The sequence below is a fragment of the Streptomyces sp. NPDC051976 genome (assembly GCF_040680795.1).
Lineage (GTDB): Bacteria > Actinomycetota > Actinomycetes > Streptomycetales > Streptomycetaceae > Actinacidiphila.
This window is the reverse complement of record NZ_JBFAXL010000035.1, coordinates 1-19,736: the sequence shown is the minus strand read 5'-3', so window position 1 is coordinate 19,736 and position 19,736 is coordinate 1. Positions and strand designations below refer to the sequence as shown.

Here is a 19,736-nt window from a genome sequence, read left to right as displayed (position 1 = left end):
ACCGGCGGGACCCCGGAGGACGACACGGTGGAGACGACAGTGAGCGGCACGGTGGAAGCCCACGACGGCATGTACATCGACGGAGCGTGGCGGCCCGCGGCGGGCGGCGACCGTATCGAGGTGGTCGACCCGGCGACCGAGCAGGTCATCGGCCGGGTGCCGGCCGGAGGCGCCGAGGACGTGGACGCCGCCGTGCGTGCCGCACGGGCCGCCCTGCCCGGCTGGGCCGCGACACCCCCGGCCGAGCGTGCCGCGCTGCTGGGCGCCGTACGCGACGCGATGGCGGGCCGCCGCGAGGAGATCGCCGCGACCGTGGTGGCCGAACTCGGCGCGCCGCCCGCGTTCGCCGCCGCCGTCCACACCGACATGCCCACCGCCGTGATGGGCTCCTTCGCCGAGCTCGCCGCGAGCCACCCCTTCGAGGAGCGGATCGGCAACTCGCGGGTGTTCCAGGAGCCGGTGGGCGTGGTCGGCGCGATCACCCCGTGGAACTACCCGCTGCACCAGATCGTCGCCAAGGTGGCCCCGGCGCTGGCGGCGGGCTGCACCGTCGTGCTCAAGCCCGCCGAGGACACCCCGCTCGTCGCCCAGCTCTTCGCGGAGATCCTGCACGAAGTGGGGCTGCCCGCGGGTGTGTTCAACCTGGTCACCGGCCTCGGTCCGGTCGCCGGGCAGGCGCTCGCCGAGCACCCGGGCGTGGACCTGGTGTCCTTCACCGGCTCCACCGCCGTCGGACGGCAGATCGGCGCGACCGCCGGAGCGGCGGTCAAGCGCGTCGCGCTCGAACTGGGCGGCAAGTCCGCCAACGTCATCCTCCCCGGCGCCGACCTCGGCCGCGCCGTCAACGTCGGCCTGGCCAACGTCTTCGCCAACTCCGGCCAGACGTGCAGCGCCTGGACCCGGATGCTGGTCGACTCCGCGCGCTACGACGAGGCCGTCGGCATCGCCACCGCCGCGGTCGCGAAGTACGTGCCGGGCGAGCGGCTCGGCCCGGTCGTCAACGCCAAGCAGCGCGACCGGGTGCGCGGCTACATCAGGCGCGGCGTCGCCGAAGGCGCCAGGATCGTGGCGGGCGGCCCCGACGCCCCCGAGGGCATGGAGACCGGCTACTACGTACGCCCCACCGTCTTCGCCGACGTCGAGCCGGGCATGGCCATCGCCCAGGAGGAGATCTTCGGCCCGGTGGTCGTCCTCATCCGCTACGAGGACGAGGAGGACGCGCTGCGCATCGCCAACGGCACGGTCTACGGGCTCGCGGGCGCGGTCTGGGGCGGCGACGAGGAGGAGGCGGTCGCCTTCGCGCGCCGGATGGACACCGGCCAGGTCGACATCAACGGCGGCCGGTTCAACCTGCTGGCGCCCTTCGGCGGCTACAAGCAGTCCGGCGTGGGCCGGGAGCTGGGCGCGCACGGCCTGGGGGAGTACCTGCAGACCAAGTCGCTCCAGTTCTGACCCGCCCCACCCGTCCCGCCGCCCGCCCGCACCCGCACAATCGATTGGGGCACCCAGCCCAGGCCCACCCCCGCCCCGCCCGACCTGCCCCGTCCCCTCAGGAGCACAGGAGAGCCCGTGGTACGCGCCGCCGTCCTGCCCGCCGTCAACGCACCCCTGGTCGTCACCGACATCGACCTGCCGGAGCCGGGCCCCGGCCAGGTGCGGGTACGGCTCGCCGCCGCCGGGGTCTGCCACTCCGACCTGTCGCTGTCCAACGGCACACTGCGGCAGCCGGCGCCCGCCGTACTCGGACACGAGGGCGCGGGCACGGTCGTCTCCGTCGGTGAGGGGGTCGGCCATGTCGCCGTCGGCGACCGCGTGGTGCTCAACTGGGCCCCCGCGTGCGGCGACTGCCACTTCTGCGGCCTCGAGGAGCCCTGGCTGTGCGCCAACGCCGGCACGGCGGCCGCCGCCCCCTACGCGACGCTGTCCGCCGACGGCAGCGCGCTCTACCCGGGCCTGGGCACCGCTGTCTTCGCCGAGGAGACGGTGGTCGCCGCGCACGCCGTCCTCCCGCTGCCCGAGGGAGTGCCGCTCGCCGACGCGGCGCTGCTGGGCTGCGCGGTCCTGACCGGATACGGCGCGGTCCACCACTCGGCGGGGGTCCGCGACGGGGAGACCGTGGCCGTCTACGGGGTCGGCGGGGTCGGCCTGGCGGTCATCCAGTCCGCCAGGATCGCGGGCGCCGGGCAGATCATCGCCGTCGACGTCACCCCGGACAAGGAGGGGCTGGCGCGAGCCGCGGGCGCGACGGACTTCGTCGTCTCCGGCGCCGACACCGCCAAGCAGATCCGCAAGCTCACCGGCGGATTCGGCGCCGACGCCGCGATCGAGTGCGTCGGGCGCGCCGACACCATCCGTACCGCGTGGTCCTCCACCCGCCGCGGCGGCCGGACGACGGTGGTCGGCATCGGCGGCCAGGACCAGCAGGTCAGCTTCTCCGCGCTGGAGCTGTTCTACTTCGGGCGGACGCTGTCCGGCTGCGTCTACGGCAACTGCGACCCCGCGCAGGACCTCCCGGTGCTGGCCGAGCACATCCGCGCGGGCCGTCTGGACCTGTCCGCGATGGTCACCGACCGGATCACGCTCGACGGCATCCCGGCCGCGTTCGACGCCATGACGGCGGGCCGCGGCGGCCGGGCCCTGGTGGTCTTCTAGCGCGGCGCCGCCCGTTACGAGGAGGTCGCCGCCGCGGGCCCGCCGCCGGTCCCGTCCACCATCCGCAGCCAGCGCCGGTGCGAGCCGTCGAAGGGGCCGGTGCCCGCGGCGACCGCCGAGAGCAGCCAGCGGGCGGCGTCCTCGGCGGCGGTGACCACCTCGGCGGGATAGCCGTACCGCACCTGGTGCTCGGCGAACTCGTCCTCGTCGACCAGCAGGGGCGCGGACGCGCCGCGCTTGCGCAGGACGTCGAGATCGAGGTCGACCATGGTGACCTCGGCGGCGGACGGCCAGTGCGGCGGGGTCGTGATGTCGCAGTAGATCTCGGTGGAGCGCGGAGCCGCGTTGAAGACGGCGGTCCACCACACATCGCGCGGGAAGAGGATGACGTGTGCCTCCGCCAGGGGCACCTCGGGGTTGTGGCCCTTGCGCATCACGCTGTTCGCGGGCAGGCCGAGCCAGGTGCCGTGGCCGTCCTCGCCCAGCCGCCGCATCCGCAGGTTCCAGTGCAACGAGCCGTCGTACTTGCGGTAGTTCACCTGCACGAGCCCGGAACCGGGCTCGTCGTCGGGGGGACCGGGCACTCGCGCGTCAGGTAGGGGCGGCATGCCACCATCCTGCCAGCGGGCGGCGGGGCGCTCACCGAGATTTCCCGGTCACGCGTCCGCGTTCGCCACCTGCCGGTACTGGAGGGCGAGTCCGTCGACGAGGGCGCGCAGGCCGGTGTCGAAGGCCGCGTTGTCGACGCGCTGCTGGTGCCGCGCGAGCAGGTGGGCCTGGCCCAGGTGCGGGTAGTCGGCGGGGTCGTACGCCTCGGCGTCGCCGACGAAACCGCCCGCGAAGGAGCCGAGGGCGGACCCGGTCACGAAATACCGCATCAGGGCGCCGATCCGGGTGGCGTGGGCGGCGGGCCAGCCCGCCTCGACCATGCCGCCGAAGACGGCGTCGGCCATCCGCAGGCCCGCGGGCCGCAGCCCGGGCCCGGTCGCGAGGAACGGCACGATGTGCGGGTGGTCGGTGAGGGCGGCCCGGTACGAGCGGCCCCAGTCGTGCAGCGCCTCCCGCCAGTCCCGGCCGTCGCTGAACATCGAGAGGTCGACCTGCGCGATGACGGTGTCCGCCGCCGCGTCGAGGATCGCCTCCTTGGTGGCGAAGTGGTTGTACAGCGAGGGACCGCTGACCCCCAGTTCGGCCGCGAGCCGCCTGGTGGAGAGCGCCGCCAGACCCTCCGCGTCGATGAGCGCGAGCGCCGCCGTCACGATGCGGTCGCGGCTGAGGAGGGGCTTGCGGGGGCGGGCCATGCGGCACATAGTAGAGGCTGCCGCCCTAAAACTAGCGGTGGTAGTTTGGGAAAGGTTGCGTGGCGCAGTGAATTTGGAGCTGTCCGAGGAGCAGGCCGCCGTCAAGGAGCTGGCCAGGGACTTCACCGAGCGGGAGATCGTTCCGCACGCGGCCGCCTGGGACCGGGCCGAGAGCGTGGACCGCGCCATCGTGAAGAAGCTCGGCGCGCTCGGCTTCCTGGGGCTGACCATCGACGAGGAGTACGGCGGCTCCGGCGGCGACCATCTCGCGTACTGCCTGGTGACCGAGGAGCTGGGCCGCGGCGACTCCTCGGTGCGCGGCATCGTCTCCGTCTCGCTCGGCCTGGTCGCCAAGTCGATCGCGTACTGGGGTACGGAGGAGCAGCGGCGCGCGTGGCTGCCCCGGCTCACCTCGGGTGACGCGGTCGGCTGCTTCGGGCTCACGGAACCGGGCACCGGATCCGACGCCGCGAACCTCACCACCCGCGCCGTGCGCGACGGGGACGACTATGTGATCACCGGCAGCAAGATGTTCATCACCAACGGCACCTGGGCCGATGTGGTGCTGCTCTTCGCCCGCACCGGCGGCGCCGAGGGGCACCGGGGCATCAGCGCCTTCCTGGTGCCCACCGACACCCCCGGCCTGACCCGGCGCGAGATCCACGGCAAGCTCGGGCTGCGCGGGCAGGCCACCGCCGAGATCGTGCTCGACGGGGTGCGGGTGCCCGCCTCGGCGATGCTGGCGCCCGAGGGCAAGGGCTTCTCGGTGGCCATGTCCGCGCTGGCCAAGGGGCGGATGTCGGTCGCGGCGGGATGCGTGGGGATCGCCCAGGCGTGCCTGGACGCGGCCGTGGACTACGCGGGCCGGCGCGAGCAGTTCGGGGTGCCGATCGCCCGCCACCAGCTCGTACAGGAACTGCTCGCCGACATCGCGGTCGACGTGGACGCCGCCCGGCTGCTCACCTGGCGGGTGGCCGACCTCATCGACCGCGGGCAGCCCTTCGCCACCGAGTCCTCGGTCGCCAAGCTCTACGCCGGCGAGGCGGCGGTGCGCTGCGCCAACAACGCCCTGCAGGTCTTCGGCGGCTACGGCTACGTGGACGAGTTCCCGGCGGGCAAGCTCCTGCGGGACGCCCGGGTGATGACGCTCTACGAGGGCACCAGCCAGATCCACAAGCTGCTGATCGGCCGGGCGCTGACGGGCGTCTCCGCCTTCTGACGCCGTCCGGCGTCACCTCGCGCCCCGCTGGGTATGCGCTTAGCATCTAAGCGCTTGCTCAGTGCTGCGATAGGGTGGCGCCGGTGATCGGCGGGAGGAGCGTGGGATGAGTGTGGACGAAGCGGTGACCGGCGAGGCATGGGGAGACGTCACCCCCGATGCCGCCAGGCGGCTGGTGATCGCGGCGGTCCAGGCGTTCGCCGAGCGCGGCTACCACGCCACCACCACGCGGGACATCGCGGGCCGGGCGGGGATGAGCCCGGCGGCGCTGTACATCCACTACAAGACCAAGGAAGAGCTGCTCTACCAGATCAGCAAGGTCGGCCACCTGCGCTCGCTGGCCATGCTCTCCGAGGCCAGGGACGCCGACGGCAGCGCCGCCGAGCGGCTGGAGACGGCGGTCCGCGCCTTCGTGCGCTGGCACGCCGAGCACCACACCACCGGCCGGGTCGTGCAGTACGAGCTGGGCGCGCTCGCCGCCGACCACCACGCGGAGATCGTGGGCCTGCGGCGGCAGAGCGAGGACGCGATCCGCTCGATCATCAAGGACGGCGTGAAGGCGGGCGAGTTCGACGTGCCCGAGGTCTCGGGGACCACCCTCGCGGTGCTGTCGCTCTGCATCGACGTGGCCCGCTGGTTCAACCCGGAAGGCCGCAGGACGCCCGACGAGGTCGGCGCGCTCTACGCCGACCTCGTCCTGCGCATGGTCCGCCCGATGGTGTGACCGGCGGCAGCGTCCCTCAGGGGGAGGGGTCCCTCAGAGGTAGAAGCGGGCCACGGTCTCGGCCACGCAGACCGGCTTGTCGCCGCCCTCGCGCTCGATCGTCACCCGGGTCACCAGCTGGAAGCCGCCGCCGACCTCCGACACGTCGTCGACCACGGCGGTGGCGCGTACCCGGGAGCCGGTGGGCACCGGAGCCGGGAAACGCACCTTGTTGACGCCGTAGTTGACGCCCATCCGCACACCCTCGACGGTGAAGAGCTGCGGGGTGAGCGACGGGATCAGCGAGAGCGTCAGATAGCCGTGCGCGATCGTGCCGCCGAACGGGCCGAGCGCCGCCTTCTCCGGGTCGACATGGATCCACTGGTGGTCGCCGGTGGCCTCCGCGAACAGGTCGACCTGCTTCTGGTCGACCTCCTGCCATGCGGTCCAGCCGAGCTGTTCGCCGACGGCCGCACGCAGCTCGTCCACGGAACCGAAGATGCGGGGCTGCGACATGTGGGTGCCTCCTGGGCGTGCCGGGGGTCAGGGTGGCTGCGGGTTTCTAAGCGCTTGCTCAGCATGGTTCCGCAGCCCCCGGCCTGTCAATCGCCTCCCCGGCGCTCCACCCCGTCAGCCGTCGCCTCCGTGCCCGCCGCCGCGGCGCTCACCAGACCGACGGGTGCCGGTGCGCCCACGGAGCGGCCTGCTCCAGCTGGGCGGACAGCGACAACAGCGTCGCCTCGTCGCCGTAGCGTCCGCCGAGCATCACGCCGATCGGCAGCCCGTCCTCCGTCCAGTGCAGCGGCAGGCTCACCGCGGGCTGGCCGGTGGCGTTGTAGAGCGGCGTGAAGGGGGTGAAGGCGGCGATGGCGTCGAACTCGGCCGCCGGGTCCGCGTCGTTCCGGAGCGCGCCGACCACCGAGGGCGGCTGGGCCAGCGTCGGGGTGAGGATCACGTCGTACGAGGACAGCAGTGCGTCGGCGACGAGCTGGCCGAGTGCGCGGAAGCCGTAGAGCGCGTTCGCGAACGCGGGACCGCTCATCCTGTTGCCGTCCGCCCGCAGATGGCGGGTCAGCGGCATCAGCAGCTCCTCGTCGTGCGGGGCGACCGGCCAGAGGGTCGCCATCACCGACCACACCGTGGTGAACGCCTCCCGGATCGCGTCGTCGACCGGCAGCGCCATCTCGTCCACCTGGTGGCCGAGATCGCGCAGCAGCGCCGCCGCCCCGTCGTACGCCGCCCGGCAGTCGGGGTGCAGCGGGATGCCGGGCACCGGCGGGTCGGCCAGCGCCACCACCCGCAGCCGCCCGGGATCGCGGCGCGCGTACGAGGTGAAGCTCTCGCCGGGCGGCAGCGAGGGGGCGCCGTACGGCATGCCGGGGGCGGGTCCCGCCAGGATGTCGAGCAGCGTCGCCGCGTCCGCGACGGTACGGGCGAGCGCTCCGGAGGTGCTCAGCCCGCTCACGTCGTGCTGCACCGGGCCCGAACTGACCCGGCCGCGGCTCGGCTTGATGCCGAACAGGCCGCAGGCGGAGGCGGGGATGCGGATCGACCCGCCGCCGTCGCTGCCCTGCGCGATCGGGGCGAGGCCGCCCGCCACCGCGGCCCCGGCGCCGCCGCTGGAACCGCCCGCGGAACGCTCCAGGTCCCAGGGGGTGCGCGCGGGCGGCGCCAGCCGGTTCTCGGTGTACGAGGGCAGGCCGAACTCGGGGGTGTTGGTCTTGCCGAGCAGGATCGTCCCGGCCTCCCTGAGCCGGGTCACCACATGGTCGTCGGTGTCGGGGACGTGCTCGGCGAAGGCGGCGCTGCCGAGGGTGCAGCGCACTCCGGCCACGAAGTTGAGGTCCTTCACCGGCACCGGGACGCCGTGCAGGGACGGCAGTTCGCGGCCCTCGCGGCGGGCGGCGAGCGCCTGCGCCTCGGCGTCGGCGGCCTGCTTGCGCGCCAGCTCGGGCGTCACCGTGATGAACGCGCCGAGGGCCGCGTCCAGCCGGTCGATCCGGTCCAGATAGTGCTCGGTCAGCTCGACCGGTGACACCGATCCGTCGCGTACCGCCGCCGCTTGTTCCGTCGCCGTCAGATCGTGCAACTCGGCCATTTCGCGCTCCCGCCCTCCGCTCGACACCCCCGTGCCGCCGCGATCCTCGCACTACCGGCGGGTAGCGGCCAGCCCCCCGGACCACCTGGCGACGCCCGTGCGACCAGGCCCGACAGCGGGGATCCGCAGGCAGCGCCGCGACCCGGGCAATTCCGGCCATTTCTGCCCGCGCCCACCGGCCGCACCCGGGGTGCGCGGGCCCGCGCACCCCGTCCGCTACACCGCCGACGGCCGGCGCGTCAGCACGGATTCCAGGGCGGGCCGCAGGGCGACCAGGCGGTCGAGTTGGGCGGTCTGGGTGGGGATGTCGGGGGTGGCGATCCTGATGACGAGGTGGCGGGCGCCCGCGGCGACGTACTGGGCGAGGCGCTCGGTCACCGCCTCCGGGGTGCCCGCGGCCATCGCCTGGATCTGCTCCAGCATCTCGATCGGCCGTCCGTAGTTGTTGCGGGCGAACGTGTCGAGTTCGGCGCGCCCGCCGTCCGCGGCGTCCGTGAGCAGGACGTTCACGAACAGGGCCGGGGCCATCGGCTGGTCGCCGCGCCCCGCGTCCGCCGCGGCCTTGCGCACCGCGGCGATCCCGGTGGCGTAGTCGGCGGGCCGCGGCGGGTACGGCAGCCAGCCGTCGTAGAGCCGGCCGGTGCGGGCCAGCGCCGCGGGGGTGGCGCCGCCCAGCCAGATGGGCGGGCCCTGGGGGCGGAAGGCGGGGGTGGCGGGCGCGATGTCGTCGAAGTCCAGCACCTCGCCGTGGAAGGTGGTGGGACCCTCCCCGGTCCACAACCGCCGCCACAACTCCACCGTCTCGTCGAGCCGCTTGAAGCGGTTCGGCCAGGGCGTGCCCGCCATCGCGTACACCGGCTCGCCGAAGGGACCGGGGAATCCCGCGCCCACCGCCAGCACCAGCCGGCCGCCGGACAGCAGGTCGATCGAGGCGATGGTCTGCGCCGCGGTCACCGGTGGCCGCAGCGCGGGCAGCAGCGCCGCCGTACCCAGCGTCACCCGTTCGGTGACGGTCGCCAGCGCGGCCAGCGCGGTCAGCGCCTCGATCCGCGGCGTCAGCAGCGAGTCGGTCACCCACAAGGAGTCGAACCCGGTGCGCTCGGCGCGCACCCCGAAGGCGATGGCCTCCCGCGGATCGGTGCCGTCACCCCACTGCGCGGCCGTGGCCGGTACGAAGACGCCGAGCCGTACGCGGCCGTCGTCGCCGGTGGTGTCGTGAGCGTGCGGCGCGTCCTGGCCGCTTCCGTACGTGTACGTGTTCTCGCTTGTCATGGGGCCGATCGTGCGCCGCGCGGGTGTATGCCCTCAATTCCCGGCAGGGAATGGCCGTACGCCGGGAGCCGGGTTAGAAAAGGGGCGTGGACTTCCCCCAGGCACTGCGTGACAGCCGCAACCGGCGGCACCTCAGCCAGCTCGAACTGGCGGTACGGTCGGGCACGACCCAGCGGCACATCAGCTTCATCGAGAACGGCCGTTCCGTCCCCGGCAGGGAACTGGTCGCCCGGCTCGCCGACTCGCTGGGGCTGCCGCTGCGCGAGCGCAACGGACTGCTGCTCTCCGCGGGCTTCGCCCCCGTCCACCCGCAGCGGGATCTGAACGACCCGGCGCTGGCGCCCGCACTGGAGGCGCTCGACCACATCCTCACCGGGCATCTGCCGTACCCGGCGATCGTGGTCGACCACTACGGGGACGTCGTGGTGGCCAACTCCGCCTTCGACATCATGACCGAGGGCTCCGACCCCGACCTGCTGGGCCCGCACGCGAACATCCTGCGGCTGGCGCTGCACCCGGACGGCCTCGCGCCGCGGATCCGCAACTTCCCGCAGTGGGCCCGGCACGTCATCGAGGCGGTCCGCGAAGAGCTGCGCCGCAGCCCCGACGACCGGCTCGCCGCCCTCCACGAGGAGCTCTCCGCCTATGTGCCCGCCGCCGCCCCCGGTGCCGACGCGCTGCTCGGCTTCGCCGTCCCCATGGAACTCGACACCACGCGCGGCCTGTTGCGCCTGATGACCACGGTGGCCGTCTTCGCCACGGCCGCCGATGTGACCATTGCCGAGCTGAAACTCGAAGCCTTCCTCCCCGCCGACCGCGCCACCGCGGAGGCCCTGAACGCACAAGGAACCGTATGAGCCTGCGCCATCACGAGATCGCCGAGACCGGGCACCGCGTCCTGAACCCGATCACCGAGGAGAAGCTGGCGCTCCTCGGCGGGATCTGCCGGTTGCGGAAGGGGCAGCAACTGCTCGATCTGGCGTGCGGCAAGGGCGAGATGCTGGCCACGTGGGCGGAGCGGTACGGCACCGGGGGAGTGGGGGTCGACCTCAGCGAGGTGTTCCTCGGCGCGGCGCGGGAGCGGGCGGCGGAGCTGGGGGTGGCCGACCGGGTGACGTTCGTCCGCGGGGACGCGGGCGCGTACCAGGCGCTGCCCAGGGCCTTCGACGTCGTGTCCTGCCTCGGCGCCACCTGGATCGGCGGCGGTCTCGCGGGCACGATCGACCTGCTGCGCCCGGCGATGCGGCCCGGCGGGCTGATGCTGATCGGCGAGCCGTACTGGACGGAGCCCGCCCCGCCCGAGGCGTACGCGGCGCTGGGCGCCGACGAGGACGACTTCACCTCGCTGGTCGGCACCCTCGACCGGTTCGAGGCGGCGGGCATGGAACTGGTCGAGATGGTGCTCGCCGACGGCGACAGCTGGGACCGTTACGCGGCCGAGCAGTGGTTCGCCATCTCCGACTGGCTGCGCGCGGCGCCCGCCGACCACCCCGACGCCGCCGACATGCGCACCTTCCTCGACCAGCACCGCCGCGCCCATCTCGGGTACAACCGCCGCTACGTGGGCTGGGGGGCGTTCGTGCTGCGCGCGGCCTGACGACCCGTCGGCGGGCCGCGCCGCGTCGACGCCCGGCACGGCCCACCGATTGTGGGGGAACTGAAAAGCTGACGCATGTTCATCTTCCGGCGACGGCGTACCGGCGGTAACGTCCGGGCACCGGTTTCCGGAAGGAGCAGACATGCCGCTACGGACCCCACGACGGATCGGCAAGTGGAGAACAGCCACCGCCGCCGCACTACTGGCACTCGGCGCGACGCTGGTGGCCCCCCTGCCACTGGCGGCACACGCCGCGGACGGCACGGCGGACTACTGCGCAGGGCAGTGCGCCGACATCCTGCCGCCGGGCGAGAACGGGAACGCCACCCTCGCCGACATCCTGGCGAACAAGGTGTTCGGCACCCGCCCGGCGCACACCATGGACCAACTCGGCCCGTACGCCTCGCTCGCGGACGGGTATCCGGGCCTGACGGACGCCACCGTCACCAACTTCTTCAACGACGCGTCCTTCGGCGTGCCCAGCGGTCAGGTCGCCTCGGTGATCAGCCCGCGCTCCGACGTGACGATCACCCGGGACAAGAAGACCGGGATCCCGCACATCAAGGGCACCACCCGGCAGGGCACGGAGTTCGGCGCCGGATACGCGGCCGGGCAGGACCGGCTGTGGCTGATGGACCTCTTCCGGCACGTCGGACGCGGCGAGCTGTCGTCGTTCGCGGGCGGCGCCGCCGCCAACCGCGGCCTCGAGCAGGAGTTCTGGCAGCAGGCCCCGTACACCGAGGCCGATCTGCAGGACCAGGTCGACCGGCTGGCCAACGGCACCGGTGCCCGCGGCCAGCAGGCGCTCGCCGACGCGCAGGCGTACGTCGACGGCATCAACGCCTATCTGACCGCCGCCAAGAACGGCCGCTACTTCCCCGGCGAGTACGTGCTCACCGGGCACATGGACGCCATCACCAACGCCGGCACGATCGAGCCCTTCAAGCTCACCGACCTGATCGCGCTCGCCTCGGTGATCGGCGCGCTGTTCGGCACGGGCGGCGGCGGCGAGGTGCAGTCCGCGCTCTCGCTCGCGGCCGCGCAGCAGAAGTACGGCGTCGACGAGGGCAGCAAGGTCTGGGAGTCCTTCCGCGAGCGGGACGACCCCGAGGCCACGGCCACCGTGCACGACGGCACCAGCTTCCCGTACGCGGGCAAGCCGGCGCAGCCGCAGGGCGAGGCGCTGCCCGACCCCGGCTCCGTCACCCCGGAACCGCTCGTCTACGACGCGACCGGCGGCGCCACCCAGGCCACCACCAAGAGCCAGGGAGTGCTCCCCGCCAACCTCTTCTCCACCAAGAAGGGCATGTCCAACGCGCTCGTCGTCAGCGGCGCGCACACCGCCAGCGGCCACCCGGTCGCCGTCTTCGGTCCGCAAACCGGCTATTTCGCGCCACAGTTGCTGATGCTCCAGGAACTGCAGGGCCCCGGCATCAGCGCCCGCGGCGCCTCCTTCGCGGGACTGGGGATGTACATCGAGCTGGGCCGCGGCCAGGACTACTCCTGGAGCGCGACCTCCGCCAGCCAGGACGTCACCGACACCTACGCCGTCGAGCTGTGCCAGGACGCCACGCACTACCTCTTCCACGGCAGTTGCGTGCCCATGGAGAAGCTGGAGCGCACCAACTCCTGGACGCCCACCGTCGCGGACTCCACCGCGGCGGGCTCGTACCGCATGCAGATCTACCGGACCGCGTACGGCATCGTGCAGTACCGGGCGACGGTGGGCGGCAAGGCGGTCGCGTACACGTCGCTGCGCAGTTCGTACCGGCACGAGGCCGACTCGATCCTGGGCTTCCAGATGTTCAACGACCCGGGCTTCGTCCATGACGCCGCCTCCTTCCAGCAGGCGGCGCAGAACATCAACTACACCTTCAACTGGTTCTACGCCGACTCCCGGCAGACCGCGTACTACAACAGCGGCACCAACCCGGTACGGGCCGACGGCGTCGACGCCTCCTTGCCCGTGTGGGCGCAGGCCGCGTATGACTGGCGCGGCTGGGACCCGGTGACCAACACGGCCAGCTACACCCCGCCCGCGCAGCATCCGCAGTCGGTGGACCAGGACTACTACGTGTCCTGGAACAACAAGCAGGCCAAGGGGTACACCTCCGCCGGGTTCGGCAACGGCTCGGTGCACCGCGCCGATCTGCTCGACTCCCGGGTGAAGGCCCTCGTCCAGGCGGGCGGCGTCACCCGTGCCTCGCTCGTCAAGGCGATGGCGGACGCGGCGCTGACCGATCTGCGCGGTGAGGACGTCCTGCCCGATCTGCTGCAGGTGATCAACACCGCGCCGGTGACGGATCCGCAGGAGGCCACCGCCGTGCAGCAGTTGACCGCCTGGAAGGCGGCCGGCACCAAGCGGCACGAGACGTCGCCCGGCTCGCACGTGTACGCCAATGCGGACGCGGTGCGGGTGATGGACGCCTGGTGGCCGCTGCTGGTCGCGGGCGAGTTCCAGTCGGGGCTCGGCAGTGATCTGTACACCGCGCTGACCGGGGATCTCTCGATCGACGAGTCGCCGTCCGCCGGTCATGGGCCGACGGGTGCGCACGCGGGCAGTTCGTTCCAGTACGGCTGGTGGTCGTACGCGGACAAGGATCTGCGGCGGGTGCTCGGGAAGCCGGTGCAGGGGGGGCTGGAGCAGGTGTACTGCGGTGGTGGGCAGGTGGCCGCGTGCCGCGACATGCTGCTGTCGACGCTGAAGCAGGCGGCGGCGGTGCCGGCGTCCACGGTCTACCCGGCTGACGCGAGCGGGTGTGCGGCGGGAGATCAGTGGTGCGCCGACTCGATCGTGCAGCGGCCGCTCGGCGGTGTCACGGATGACCGGATCGCTTGGCAGAACCGGCCGACGTTCCAGCAGGTTGTGGAGTATCCGACGCATCGGTGATCGGTGGGGCGTGGGCGTGGGTCGGGGGGCCGGGGGCTCCCCCCGGCCCCCTCGCATGGGCTCTCAGTCAGGGAGGCAGGCTGCCGCGCGGAGTACGACGCTTGCCAGTTCGGGGTGGCAGATGTCGCTGTGGGCGCCGGAGGGGGGGCCGCCGTGGCAGACGACGTCGGAGACGTCGACGCTGACGCAGCCGGAGGTGGGGAAGGGGCCGGCGAGGGCTTGGGGAAGGGTGAGGGTGCCGCAGCCGTCGGTGGACTGGAAGCCGTCGTGGCCGAGGGCGCCCCAGCGGTCGTCGAGGCCGAGGAGGGACTCGGCGTCGCCGGCGAGGCGGGAGGCGAGGGGGTAGAAGACGCCGAGGGCCTGGTCGTGGCTGGAGTGGCAGGCCACCACGGGGCCTGTGACGCGGCGCTGGAGGCCGCTCAGGGCGCCGCCCTTGGGGTCGAAGGAGAGGGGGCCGCTGAAGGTGTAGTGGGAGAAGGCGCCCTGGAGGAGGGTGACGGAGGCGACGTTGTGGGCGGTGGGGGGCAGCCCGCGCAGGGCGAAGGAGACCAGTCGGGCGCCGAAGCTGTGGCCGACCAGGTGGATCCGGGTGTTCGGCGACGTTTGGGCCAGCCGTCCGAGCAGCGGGCCGAGGCCGAGTTGGCCGACGGTGCCCGCGCGTCGCTTCATGGCGTAGTAGGTGGCCTGGCGCAGCAACTCCTTGGCGCCGTCCCAGATTTTCTTGCCCCAGCCGCCGAACAGGGCTTCGCCGCCGGGCGGTTCGTCCGGGCCCAGGTCGACGCCGGCGTCCCGCAGGGCGTCGGCGAACTCGCCGCAGACGGCGGCGACTTCGCCGCTGAGCATGGCGGGTTCCGAGAGGCCCGAGGCGTCCCCGGTGTCCAGGGCGAACCGCGCGGCGGCGGTGCCGGGCGCGACGCCGGTGAGGGAGCGGACCAGGGTCGCGAATTCCGCCAGCGACGCGTCGTCCGGGGGGCGTTGGTCGAGGAGTTCGGCGAGCCGGTCGACGAGGGGCTCGCTGCCGGGGAAGACCTGCACGAGTGCGGCGCGCTCGCGGGCGTCCAGGCCGCCGGGGGCGGGAGCCTCCGCCAGGGCCGTGGCGTGGGGGAAGTTGGGGATCGGCTCGTCGCTGAACCGCATCGAGGGCCAGATCACGCCCGCGTAGCCGAAGTGGACGTGCGCCTGGGCGCCCAGCAGGCCGGGGAAGGGGGCGAAGAAGCTGTCGTAGAGGGCGGTGGCGCCGGACATGTCGCTGTTCCAGCCGTGCGAGAAGACCACCAGGTCGGTGATGTCCTGGGCGGGGACCTGGGCCACCAGGTGGTCGCGCTCGCCCGCGTCGGGGTCGCCGTCCGCGTCGAAGGTCAGTTGCCAGTAGGGCTGCACACTCGTCACGGTCATGGCGTCCCCCTGCTCCATTTGTCTGCTCTGGGCGCATCATCCTGGTGGTCCGGCGTGCCGTCCATCCCTCTCGTAGGGTGAATTCCGCTGGTATCGGGCGCGGTCCGGAGCAACCCTTCCGGTTCGGTGACCAACCGCTTAGTATGCCCGTGGGGGCGGAGTCCGCACCGAGCCGGAACCGAGTCGAGTCGCATCGAGTCGAAGGAGACACGATCGTGGTCGTGGAAGCACTGCGCGGCGCCCGGGTGGTCGTCACCGGAGCGGGCGGCGGTATCGGCGCCGCCCTGGCCCGCAGATTCGCCGCCGAGGGTGCCCGGGTGGTCGTCAACGACCTGAACGCCGACGCCGCCCGTACGGTCGCCGACGAGATCGGCGCGGCCGTCGTCCCCGGTGACGCCTCCGAGATCGTGCCCGCCGCCCGCACCGCCCTCGGCGGCGGCATCGACGTGTTCTGCGCCAACGCCGGGGTCGGCACCGGCGGCGGCCCCGAGGCGGACGACGCCGCCTGGGAGCTGGCCTGGGACGTCAACGTGATGAGCCATGTCCGTGCCGCCCGCGCCCTGCTGCCCGAGTGGCTGGAGCGCGGCGACGGCCGTTTCGTGTCCACCGTCTCCGCCGCCGGGCTGCTGACGATGATCGGCGCGGCGCCGTACTCCGTCACCAAGCACGGCGCGCTCGCCTTCGCCGAGTGGCTCTCGCTCACCTACAAGCACCGCGGTGTCCATGTGCACGCCGTCTGCCCGCAGGGGGTGCGCACCGCGATGCTGCGCTCCACCGGGATCGCGGGCGACCTGGTGCTGGCGCCCAACGCCATCGAGCCCGAGGACGTCGCCGAGGCGGTGCTCGACGGCATCGCCAAGGACCGCTTCCTGATCCTTCCGCACCCCGAGGTGGCCGACTACTACGCGGCCCGCGCCACCGACACCGACCGCTGGATCGGCGGCATGAACCGCTTCCAGCGCACCTACGAGGAGCTGTCCGCCAAGGAGCGCGAGCAGGCAGGGGAGGACGCGTGACGAGCACACCGAAGAGCGAGGACGGCGCCGGCCGCCCCACCCGCTACGCCGACCAGCCGTGGCTCAAGCACTTCACCGAGGAGCAGCGGCAGCCCGTGGAGGCGCCGCCGTCGGTGCTGCACAGCTTCCTGGACGCCGCCCGGCGCGACCCCGGCCACACCGCGCTGGTCTACTTCGACGCGCGGATGAGCTACGGCGAACTCGACGAGCTGTCCGACGGGCTCGCCCACCACCTGGCGGCCCGCGGCTTCACCCCCGGCGACCGGCTCGCCGTCATGCTGCAGAACGTCCCGCAGTTCGTCATCGCCCTGCTGGCCGCCTGGAAGGCGGGCGGCGCCGTCATCCCGGTCAACCCGATGTACAAGGCCGACGAGCTGGCGCACATCCTCGCCGACGCCGAGGCGGCCGGGATCGTCTGCTCCGAGCGCGCCTGGGACGGCTACGTGCGCGAGACCGCTGCGGCCTCGCCGGTCCGCTTCGCGCTCACCGCCTGCGAACTCGACCTGCAGACCCGCGACGACGCCCGCGTACTGCCGCCCGGGCGGCTGCCCGCGGCGGACGCCGAGGACCTGCTGACGGCCGCCCGCGCCGCCGTCACCGGGACCCGCCCGGACATCCCGCTGCCGACGGCCGACGCGACCGCGCTGATCAGCTACACCTCGGGCACCAGCGGCCGCCCCAAGGGCGCGCTCAACACCCACGGCAACATCTCGTACAACGCCCACCGGCAGGTGCGCGTCCACGGCTTCGACCATGACGCCGTGCTCTTCGCGATGGCGCCGCTCTTCCACATCACGGGCATGGTCTGCCAGCTCGGCGCGGGCCTGGCGGGCGGGCAGACGGTGGCGCTGGCGTACCGGTTCGAGCCCGGCGTGGTGCTCGACGCCTTCCGCGAGCACCGGCCGGTCTACACCGTCGGTCCGTCCACCGCCTTCATGGCGCTGATGGCCAGGCCCGACGCGACCGCCGCGGACTTCGCGTCCTTCCGGCTGGTCTCCTCGGGCGGCGCGCCGCTGCCGCCCGCGGTGGTCGAGGCGTTCCGGGACCGTACCGGCGGGCTCTACCTCGCCAACGGCTACGGGCTGACCGAGTGCACCGCGCCCTGCGCGACCGTGCCGCCCGGCTCCGAGGCGCCGGTCGACCCCGCGTCCGGCACGCTGGCCGTCGGTGTGCCGGGCCCCGGCACCATGGTCCGCATCCTCGACGACAGCGGCGCCGAGGTGCCCTTCGGGGAGCAGGGCGAGATCGCCGTCACCGGCCCCATGGTGGTGCCCGGCTACTGGAACCGCCCCGAGGAGTCGGCGGCCGCCATCCCCGGCGGCGAACTGCGCACCGGCGACATCGGGTTCATGGACGAGGACGGCTGGCTCTACGTCGTCGACCGCAAGAAGGACATGATCAACGCCTCCGGGTTCAAGGTCTGGCCCCGCGAGGTCGAGGACGTCCTCTACACCCACCCCGCGGTCCGCGAGGCGGCCGTCGTCGGCGTCCCCGACGCGTACCGCGGCGAGAGCGTCAAGGCGTACGTCAGTCTGCGGCCGGGCGCCACCACCGCCGGTGAGGAGTTCGTCGCCTACTGCAAGGACCGGCTGGCGGCGTACAAGTACCCGCGCGAGGTCGAGGTGCTCGGCGAACTGCCGAAGACCGCCACCGGCAAGATCCTCCGGCGCGAGCTGAAGGTCCGGGCCGGATAGGGTCCATACCGGTCGGCATGTGAGTACGGAGAGAGGTCAGCGCCATGGCACGCAACGCGACGGGGAGCACCGGCGGGGGTACGGGCATCGCGGTACCCGAGCGGCTGCTCGCCGAGGCCACCAGGCTCTTCGCGGAGCAGGGCTACGACCGCACGTCCGTGCAGGAGATCGTCGAGGCGGCGGGCGTCACCAAGGGCGCGCTCTACCACTACTTCGGCTCCAAGGACGATCTGCTGCACGAGATCTACGGCCGCGTGCTGCGGCTGCAGACCGAGCGGCTGGACGCCATCGCCGCCGGTGACGGCGGAGTCCGGGAGCGGCTGGCCGAGGCCGCCGCCGACGTCGTGGTCACCAGCATCCAGAACCTCGACGACACCAAGATCTTCTTCCGCTCGATGCACCAGCTCAGCCCCGAGAAGCAGAAGGCGGTACGGGCCGAACGCCGCCGCTACCACGAGAAGTTCCGGTCGCTGGTCGAGGAGGGGCAGCGCGAGGGCCACTTCCGCGCCGACCTGCGCCCCGACCTCGTCGTCGACTTCTTCTTCGGCTCGGTGCACCACCTCGGCACCTGGTACCGCGAGGACGGCCCGCTGTCCGCGGAGCAGGTCGCCACCGAGTTCTCCGACCTGCTGCTGCACTCGGTGCGGCGGCACTGACACCCTCCGGGAGTACCCACGTGAAGGCATGGCGTGTGCACGAGAACGGGGAGCCGCGCGAGGCGATGCGCCTCGACGAGGTCCCCACCCCCGAGCCGGGACCGGGGGAGGTGCTGCTGCGGGTCCGCGCCGCGGGGGTCAACTTCCCCGACGCGATGCTCTGCCGCGGTCAGTACCAGATCCGGCCGCCGCTGCCCTTCACCCCGGGTGTCGAGATGTGCGGCGAGGTTGTCGCGCTCGGCGAGGGAGTGACGGGACTTGAACCCGCGACTCGCGTCATCACCCCCGCCGCGCTGCCCGCGGGGGCCTTCGCAGAATACGCCGTCGTGCCCGCCGCCGGGGTCTTCCCCGCGCCCGACGCCCTCGACGACGCCGAGGCCGCCGCCCTCCACATCGGCTACCAGACCGGCTGGTTCGGGCTGCACCGCCGGGCCGCGCTACGGCCCGGCGAGACCCTGCTCGTGCACGCCGCCGCGGGCGGCGTGGGCAGCGCCGCCGTCCAGCTCGGCAAGGCGGCGGGCGCCACCGTCATCGGTGTCGTCGGCGGCCCCGACAAGGCCAAGGCCGCCCGGGACCTGGGCGCCGACATCGTCGTCGACCGGCACAGCGAGGACTTCGTGGCCGTCGTCAAGGAGGCCACCTCCGGGCGCGGCGCCAACGTCGTCTACGACCCCGTCGGCGGCGACGCCTACACCCGCTCCACCAAGTGCATCGCCTTCGAGGGCCGCATCGTCGTCGTCGGCTTCACCAGCGGCACCATCCCGGCCCCGGGCCTCAACCACGCCCTCGTCAAGAACTACGCCATCCTCGGCCTCCACTGGGGCCTCTACAACACCCACGACCCCGTCGCGGTCCGCCACGCCCACGACGAGCTGTGCCGGCTGGCAGCCGCGGGAGACGTCAAGCCGTTCGTCAGCGAACGGCTTGCTCTCGGCGCCGCCGCCGACGCCGTCCAGCGGGTCGCTGACGGTACGACGGTGGGGCGCCTCGTCGTCCTCCCCTGAAGCGGAAGTGCCCCGAAGGGGCGCGGGGAAGCGCGCTGCGCTGGCGGAAGACCTAGCCCCGTTAGGGGCGCGGGGAACTGCGCGATCAGCCCCCACCGGCCGGTGGTCCGAAGACAACCGATCTGCCCCTCTGGGGCCGGTGGTGACCTGCAGCCAGGTCATGGGCTGGTCGCGCAGTTCCCCGCGCCCCCTCGGGGGGCGGGGCCCACCCCCCCGCGGGGGATGGGGACTTTCGGATT

Annotated in this window: 17 protein-coding genes; 11 read left to right on the top strand and 6 right to left on the bottom strand. The window is 73.0% G+C overall.

Annotation, left to right across the window (positions count from 1 at the left end):
* Window positions 1–51 precede the first annotated feature (51 nt).
* Entirely contained in the window at window positions 52–1,452 is a 1,401-nt protein-coding gene (locus AB0M29_RS28920; RefSeq protein WP_365387947.1) for an aldehyde dehydrogenase family protein, read from the top strand.
* Between the two features lie 117 nt (window positions 1,453–1,569).
* Window positions 1,570–2,652 (top strand): zinc-binding dehydrogenase, encoded by a 1,083-nt coding sequence (locus tag AB0M29_RS28915; protein WP_365387813.1) that lies wholly within the window; start codon window positions 1,570–1,572, stop codon window positions 2,650–2,652.
* 14 nt (window positions 2,653–2,666) lie between these two features.
* On the opposite strand, the gene AB0M29_RS28910 is transcribed toward AB0M29_RS28915, so the two are convergent.
* Complete coding sequence (locus AB0M29_RS28910) at window positions 2,667–3,260, bottom strand: DUF402 domain-containing protein (protein WP_365387811.1); 594 nt, start codon at window positions 3,258–3,260, stop codon at window positions 2,667–2,669.
* Between the two features lie 48 nt (window positions 3,261–3,308).
* On the bottom strand, window positions 3,309–3,953 hold the full coding sequence (locus tag AB0M29_RS28905) for a TetR/AcrR family transcriptional regulator C-terminal domain-containing protein (RefSeq protein ID WP_365387808.1): 645 nt from the start codon (window positions 3,951–3,953) through the stop codon (window positions 3,309–3,311).
* A gap of 67 nt (window positions 3,954–4,020) precedes the next feature.
* On the opposite strand from AB0M29_RS28905, the gene AB0M29_RS28900 reads away from it, so the two are divergent.
* The gene (locus AB0M29_RS28900) at window positions 4,021–5,172 is read left to right on the top strand and encodes an acyl-CoA dehydrogenase family protein (protein WP_365387805.1); all 1,152 of its coding nucleotides are present in this window, start codon (window positions 4,021–4,023) and stop codon (window positions 5,170–5,172) included.
* A 106-nt stretch (window positions 5,173–5,278) separates the two neighbouring features.
* On the top strand, window positions 5,279–5,896 hold the full coding sequence (locus AB0M29_RS28895) for a TetR/AcrR family transcriptional regulator (protein ID WP_365387803.1): 618 nt from the start codon (window positions 5,279–5,281) through the stop codon (window positions 5,894–5,896).
* A gap of 33 nt (window positions 5,897–5,929) precedes the next feature.
* Here the strand turns inward: AB0M29_RS28895 and AB0M29_RS28890 are convergent, their stop codons facing one another.
* From AB0M29_RS28890 to AB0M29_RS28880, 3 genes are all read right to left on the bottom strand, one after another.
* The gene (locus AB0M29_RS28890; RefSeq protein WP_365387801.1) at window positions 5,930–6,391 is read right to left on the bottom strand and encodes a MaoC family dehydratase; all 462 of its coding nucleotides are present in this window, start codon (window positions 6,389–6,391) and stop codon (window positions 5,930–5,932) included.
* Between the two features lie 148 nt (window positions 6,392–6,539).
* Window positions 6,540–7,973 (bottom strand): amidase, encoded by a 1,434-nt coding sequence (locus tag AB0M29_RS28885; RefSeq protein WP_365387800.1) that lies wholly within the window; start codon window positions 7,971–7,973, stop codon window positions 6,540–6,542.
* A gap of 216 nt (window positions 7,974–8,189) precedes the next feature.
* On the bottom strand, window positions 8,190–9,245 hold the full coding sequence (locus tag AB0M29_RS28880; protein WP_365387798.1) for an LLM class flavin-dependent oxidoreductase: 1,056 nt from the start codon (window positions 9,243–9,245) through the stop codon (window positions 8,190–8,192).
* An 86-nt stretch (window positions 9,246–9,331) separates the two neighbouring features.
* On the opposite strand from AB0M29_RS28880, the gene AB0M29_RS28875 reads away from it, so the two are divergent.
* The 3 genes from AB0M29_RS28875 to AB0M29_RS28865 all read left to right on the top strand — a co-directional run bounded on the left by AB0M29_RS28875 (window position 9,332) and on the right by AB0M29_RS28865 (window position 13,732).
* On the top strand, window positions 9,332–10,102 hold the full coding sequence (locus tag AB0M29_RS28875; protein ID WP_365387796.1) for a helix-turn-helix transcriptional regulator: 771 nt from the start codon (window positions 9,332–9,334) through the stop codon (window positions 10,100–10,102).
* Window positions 10,099–10,842, top strand: a complete 744-nt coding sequence (locus AB0M29_RS28870) for a methyltransferase domain-containing protein (RefSeq protein WP_365387793.1) — start codon at window positions 10,099–10,101, stop codon at window positions 10,840–10,842. Before AB0M29_RS28875 ends, AB0M29_RS28870 begins: the two co-directional genes overlap by 4 nt.
* 142 nt (window positions 10,843–10,984) lie before the next feature.
* Window positions 10,985–13,732: a penicillin acylase family protein gene (locus AB0M29_RS28865; protein ID WP_365387791.1), complete on the top strand. Its 2,748-nt coding sequence runs from the start codon at window positions 10,985–10,987 to the stop codon at window positions 13,730–13,732.
* A gap of 63 nt (window positions 13,733–13,795) precedes the next feature.
* Here AB0M29_RS28865 and AB0M29_RS28860 read toward each other — a convergent pair whose 3' ends face one another.
* On the bottom strand, window positions 13,796–15,127 hold the full coding sequence (locus tag AB0M29_RS28860; protein WP_365387788.1) for a serine-threonine protein kinase: 1,332 nt from the start codon (window positions 15,125–15,127) through the stop codon (window positions 13,796–13,798).
* 221 nt (window positions 15,128–15,348) lie between these two features.
* Between AB0M29_RS28860 and AB0M29_RS28855 the strand changes: the two genes are divergently transcribed.
* The 4 genes from AB0M29_RS28855 to AB0M29_RS28840 are packed head-to-tail and all read left to right on the top strand — an operon-like array spanning window position 15,349 to window position 19,497.
* A complete protein-coding gene (locus tag AB0M29_RS28855; RefSeq protein ID WP_365387945.1) occupies window positions 15,349–16,143 on the top strand; it encodes an SDR family oxidoreductase in 795 nt (264 codons plus the stop codon).
* Window positions 16,140–17,837: an AMP-binding protein gene (locus tag AB0M29_RS28850; protein WP_365387786.1), complete on the top strand. Its 1,698-nt coding sequence runs from the start codon at window positions 16,140–16,142 to the stop codon at window positions 17,835–17,837. The genes AB0M29_RS28855 and AB0M29_RS28850 overlap by 4 nt, the downstream gene beginning before the upstream one ends.
* Window positions 17,838–17,881: 44 nt before the next feature.
* Window positions 17,882–18,493: a TetR/AcrR family transcriptional regulator gene (locus AB0M29_RS28845; protein WP_365387783.1), complete on the top strand. Its 612-nt coding sequence runs from the start codon at window positions 17,882–17,884 to the stop codon at window positions 18,491–18,493.
* A gap of 20 nt (window positions 18,494–18,513) precedes the next feature.
* Window positions 18,514–19,497, top strand: a complete 984-nt coding sequence (locus tag AB0M29_RS28840) for an NADPH:quinone oxidoreductase family protein (protein ID WP_365387780.1) — start codon at window positions 18,514–18,516, stop codon at window positions 19,495–19,497.
* The last annotated feature ends 239 nt before the right edge of the window (window positions 19,498–19,736 follow it).